At 47.3% G+C, this 5,346-nt stretch carries 2 tRNA genes and 3 rRNA genes; all 5 read right to left on the bottom strand.

The annotated features are described in order from the left end of the window. Positions 1–54: 54 nt before the first annotated feature. Positions 55–162 (bottom strand): 5S ribosomal RNA (gene rrf, locus C1634_RS25565). Between the two features lie 144 nt (positions 163–306). Then, positions 307–3,067 (bottom strand): 23S ribosomal RNA (locus tag C1634_RS25560). Positions 3,068–3,271: 204 nt separating this feature from the next. Next, positions 3,272–3,345 (bottom strand) — tRNA-Ala (locus C1634_RS25555). Between the two features lie 88 nt (positions 3,346–3,433). Then, positions 3,434–3,507, bottom strand: a tRNA-Ile gene (locus C1634_RS25550). 213 nt (positions 3,508–3,720) lie between these two features. Next, positions 3,721–5,237 (bottom strand): 16S ribosomal RNA (locus C1634_RS25545). Together the 16S, 23S and 5S rRNA genes with 2 tRNA genes alongside form the textbook arrangement of a ribosomal RNA operon. Positions 5,238–5,346 lie beyond the last annotated feature (109 nt).

The following is a 5,346-nucleotide window of genomic DNA, read 5'->3' as shown; positions in this document are numbered from 1 at the left end:
ACAACAAAAAAGTCCTTTATCGTATGATAAAGGACTTTTTAAAAATAAAATAAAAACTGGCGGCGGCCTACTCTCCCGCGTTAGCAGTACCATCGGCGCTGGTGGGCTTAACTTCTGTGTTCGGAATGGGAACAGGTGAGCCCCACCGCTAAAACCACCCTAAAGGTTGTATATAAGGTTGCAGGTCATAGGTAAAAGGGCGCAGGTTTTCCCTGCTTCCTAATAGCTAACATCTGCTACCTGGTTTATTTTCGATAAAAACTTTCACAAAGAGGTAACCTTGCTGCACTTCCGTGCGCCATATTAGGCTATAAATCTACGGGTAATTAGTACTACTTGGCTATGACATTACTGTCTTTACACCTATAGCCTATCAACGTCGTCATCTCCAACGACCCTTAAAAGATGTCTCATCTTGAGGCGAGTTTCGCACTTATATGCTTTCAGTGCTTATCTCTTCCAAACGTAGCTACTCAGCAGTGCACCTGGCGGTACAACTGATACACCAGAGGTTTGTTCAATTCGGTCCTCTCGTACTAGAATCAAGCCCTCTCAAACATCTAACGCCCGCAATAGATAGAGACCGAACTGTCTCACGACGTTCTGAACCCAGCTCGCGTGCCACTTTAATGGGCGAACAGCCCAACCCTTGGGACCTTCTCCAGCCCCAGGATGTGACGAGCCGACATCGAGGTGCCGAACCTCCCCGTCGATGTGAGCTCTTGGGGGAGACTAGCCTGTTATCCCCGGAGTACCTTTTATCCTATGAGCGATGGCCCTTCCATACGGAACCACCGGATCACTATGTCCTGCTTTCGCACCTGATCGACTTGTTGGTCTCACAGTCAAGCACCCTTATGCCATTACACTCTACGCACGGTTACCAAGCGTGCTGAGGGTACCTTTGAAAGCCTCCGTTACTCTTTTGGAGGCGACCACCCCAGTCAAACTACCCACCACGCAATGTCCTTCCGTTAAGAAGTTAGGCTCCAAGTAAGTAAAGGGTGGTATTTCAACGTTGGCTCCACCTACACTAGCGTGCAAGCTTCAAAGCCTCCCACCTATCCTACACATTACTTACTCAAAGTCAATACGAAGTTATAGTAAAGGTTCACAGGGTCTTTTCGTCCCATTGCGGGTACTCGGCATCTTCACCGAGACTACAATTTCACAGAGCTCATGGTTGAGACAGTGCCCAGATCGTTACACCATTCGTGCAGGTCGGAACTTACCCGACAAGGAATTTCGCTACCTTAGGACCGTTATAGTTACGGCCGCCGTTTACTGGGGCTTCAGTCAATGCCTTCGGTTTAACCCTAAGCACCTTCCTTAACCTTCCAGCACCGGGCAGGTGTCAGACCCTATACTGCATCTTTCGATTTTGCAGAGTCCTGTGTTTTTGATAAACAGTCGCCTGGGCCTCTTTACTGCGGCCACCATTGCTGATGGCGTCTCTTCTCCCGAAGTTACGAGACTATTTTGCCTAGTTCCTTAACCATGATTCACTCTAGCACCTTAGGATTCTCTCCTCGACTACCTGTGTCGGTTTTGGTACGGGTTGCTTCACTTCGGCTTTTCTTGGAAGCACTTTCCCTACAGCAGCTTCGCCCGAAGGCTAGGCCTTGACTATTCCGTCAGTCTCCAGTAAGTACGGCACTCCGTCCCCTTTTTAGTGTGAGCAAGTATGGGAATATTAACCCATTGTCCATCCACTACCCCTTTCGGGTTCGCGTTAGGTCCCGACTAACCCTCAGCTGATTAGCATGGCTGAGGAAACCTTAGTCTTTCGGTGAGCGGGTTTCTCGCCCGCTTTATCGTTACTTATGCCTACATTTTCTTTTCTATCCGCTCCACAATACCTCACAGTACTGCTTCAGCGCAAATAGAATGCTCTCCTACCAGATATACCCCTAGGGTATAAATCCATAGCTTCGGTAATATGTTTATGCCCGATTATTATCCATGCCGGACCGCTCGACTAGTGAGCTGTTACGCACTCTTTAAATGAATGGCTGCTTCCAAGCCAACATCCTAGCTGTCAATGCAGTCCAACCGCGTTGCTTCAACTTAACATATATTTTGGGACCTTAGCTGTTGGTCTGGGTTCTTTCCCTCTCGGACATGGACCTTAGCACCCATGCCCTCACTGCCGTAGAACATTTATTAGCATTCGGAGTTTGTCAGGAATTGGTAGGTGGTGAAACCCCCGCATCCAATCAGTAGCTCTACCTCTAATAAACTTATATACGACGCTGCACCTAAATGCATTTCGGAGAGTACGAGCTATCTCCCAGTTTGATTGGCCTTTCACCCCTACCCACAGGTCATCCGAAGACTTTTCAACGTCAACCGGTTCGGTCCTCCACTCTGTGTTACCAGAGCTTCAACCTGCCCATGGGTAGATCACAAGGTTTCGCGTCTAATCCTACTAACTATACGCCCTATTCAGACTCGCTTTCGCTCCGGCTCCGGTACTTAATACCTTAACCTCGCTAGTAAAATTAACTCGTAGGCTCATTATGCAAAAGGCACGCCGTCACACCATATAGGTGCTCCGACCGCTTGTAGGCGTACGGTTTCAGGTTCTATTTCACCCTTCTATTCGAAGTGCTTTTCACCTTTCCTTCACAGTACTTGTTCACTATCGGTCTTTCAGGAGTATTTAGCCTTGGAGGATGGTCCCCCCATATTCAGACAGGATTTCACGTGTCCCGCCCTACTCATTTATCACTCAAATATGCCTTTCATTTACGGGGCTATCACCCTCTACGGCTGTTCTTTCCAGAACATTCTATTAAACATATATTAGCTTTTGGGCTAATCCGCTTTCGCTCGCCACTACTTACGGAATCTCTTCGATTTCTTTTCCTCCGGGTACTTAGATGTTTCAGTTCTCCGGGTTTGCTCCTCTTGCGAGGTGACTGGTCTTCAACCAGCCGGGTTGCCCCATTCGGACATCTGCGGATCAATTCGTGTGTGCCAATCCCCGCAGCTTTTCGCAGCTTACCACGTCCTTCGTCGCCTCTGAAAGCCTAGGCATCCGCCATACGCCCTTAACGATTTCTTTCCTAATAATTATATTAGTTCAGTATTTTTTGATAAATTCTCATTTATCGATATTTTTATAAACTCGGCACTCGAAAGTGCTCGGTTATCTCTTTGTGATGTCTTTACCGTTAATGTCAATGATCTTAATGTCTTCTTGTCCAACTGATGAACAGATATTGTTTTTGGCTCTATCCGTAACTTTTAAATCAGTCTTCCAAAACTGTGGAGAATAAGGGAGTCGAACCCTTGACCTCCTGCGTGCAAGGCAGGCGCTCTAGCCAGCTGAGCTAATTCCCCCTCTAGTAGACTTCAGATGTCAGATTCCAGATCTCAGACCTAAATGTCTGATGTCTAATTTCTGATGTCTTCCCGTCTTTTTAATTAGTAGTCTCGGGCAGGCTCGAACTGCCGACCTCTACATTATCAGTGTAGCGCTCTAACCAGCTGAGCTACGAGACTGTCTGTTAGACGTAAAGAAAATAGATTAATAGATAATAGACCAATTCGTCTCTCTCTAATTTCTTTCTTCTTTGTCTCTCTCAATCCCTTTACTAATTTCTAGTGGGTTTTGTATTTTTAATATAAGCAACCAAACAAAAAACTAAAGCTATACTTTAAGTAAGTACTGTATCTTGCGATACTAATTTTGTTTATCGTCTTTAAGACGCTCTAAAATGAGATGTTCCAGCCGCACCTTCCGGTACGGCTACCTTGTTACGACTTAGCCCTAGTTACCTGTTTTACCCTAGGCAGCTCCTGTTACGGTCACCGACTTCAGGTACCCCAGACTTCCATGGCTTGACGGGCGGTGTGTACAAGGCCCGGGAACGTATTCACCGCGCCATGGCTGATGCGCGATTACTAGCGATTCCAGCTTCATAGAGTCGAGTTGCAGACTCCAATCCGAACTGAGACCAGCTTTCGAGATTTGCATCACATCGCTGTGTAGCTGCCCTCTGTACTGGCCATTGTATTACGTGTGTGGCCCAAGGCGTAAGGGCCGTGATGATTTGACGTCATCCCCACCTTCCTCTCTACTTGCGTAGGCAGTCTCACTAGAGTCCCCAACTTAATGATGGCAACTAGTGACAGGGGTTGCGCTCGTTGCAGGACTTAACCTAACACCTCACGGCACGAGCTGACGACAACCATGCAGCACCTTGAAAAATGTCCGAAGAAAAGTCTATTTCTAAACCTGTCATTTCCCATTTAAGCCTTGGTAAGGTTCCTCGCGTATCATCGAATTAAACCACATAATCCACCGCTTGTGCGGGCCCCCGTCAATTCCTTTGAGTTTCATTCTTGCGAACGTACTCCCCAGGTGGCTAACTTATCACTTTCGCTTAGTCTCTGAAGCCGAAGCCCCAAAAACGAGTTAGCATCGTTTACGGCGTGGACTACCAGGGTATCTAATCCTGTTCGCTCCCCACGCTTTCGTCCATCAGCGTCAGTTGTTGCTTAGTAACCTGCCTTCGCAATTGGTGTTCTAAGTAATATCTATGCATTTCACCGCTACACTACTTATTCCAGCTACTTCAACAACACTCAAGACCTGCAGTATCAATGGCAGTTTCACAGTTAAGCTGTGAGATTTCACCACTGACTTACAGATCCGCCTACGGACCCTTTAAACCCAATAAATCCGGATAACGCTTGCACCCTCCGTATTACCGCGGCTGCTGGCACGGAGTTAGCCGGTGCTTATTCGTATAGTACCTTCAGCTACTCTCACGAGAGTAGGTTTATCCCTATACAAAAGAAGTTTACAACCCATAGGGCCGTCGTCCTTCACGCGGGATGGCTGGATCAGGCTCTCACCCATTGTCCAATATTCCTCACTGCTGCCTCCCGTAGGAGTCTGGTCCGTGTCTCAGTACCAGTGTGGGGGATCACCCTCTCAGGCCCCCTAAAGATCGTAGACTTGGTGAGCCGTTACCTCACCAACTATCTAATCTTGCGCGTGCCCATCTCTATCCACCGGAGTTTTCAATATCAACTGATGCCAGTCAATATATTATGGGGTATTAATCTTCCTTTCGAAAGGCTATCCCCCAGATAAAGGCAGGTTGCACACGTGTTCCGCACCCGTACGCCGCTCTCAAGATTCCGAAGAATCTCTACCGCTCGGCTTGCATGTGTTAGGCCTCCCGCTAGCGTTCATCCTGAGCCAGGATCAAACTCTCCATTGTATGTTTGTCTGACTCACTCAAAGTTTTGACGCTTTAGTTTTTCCTTACTTGGTTGTTATATTGTATGTCAATGATCTTTATATCTTTCGCTTTATAACGAAACAATCTT

This window comes from Chryseobacterium viscerum (genome assembly GCF_002899945.2).
GTDB classification, from domain to species: domain Bacteria; phylum Bacteroidota; class Bacteroidia; order Flavobacteriales; family Weeksellaceae; genus Chryseobacterium; species Chryseobacterium viscerum.
Note: the sequence above shows the minus strand (reverse complement) of the source record. Positions and strands in the feature narration are given on the sequence as shown.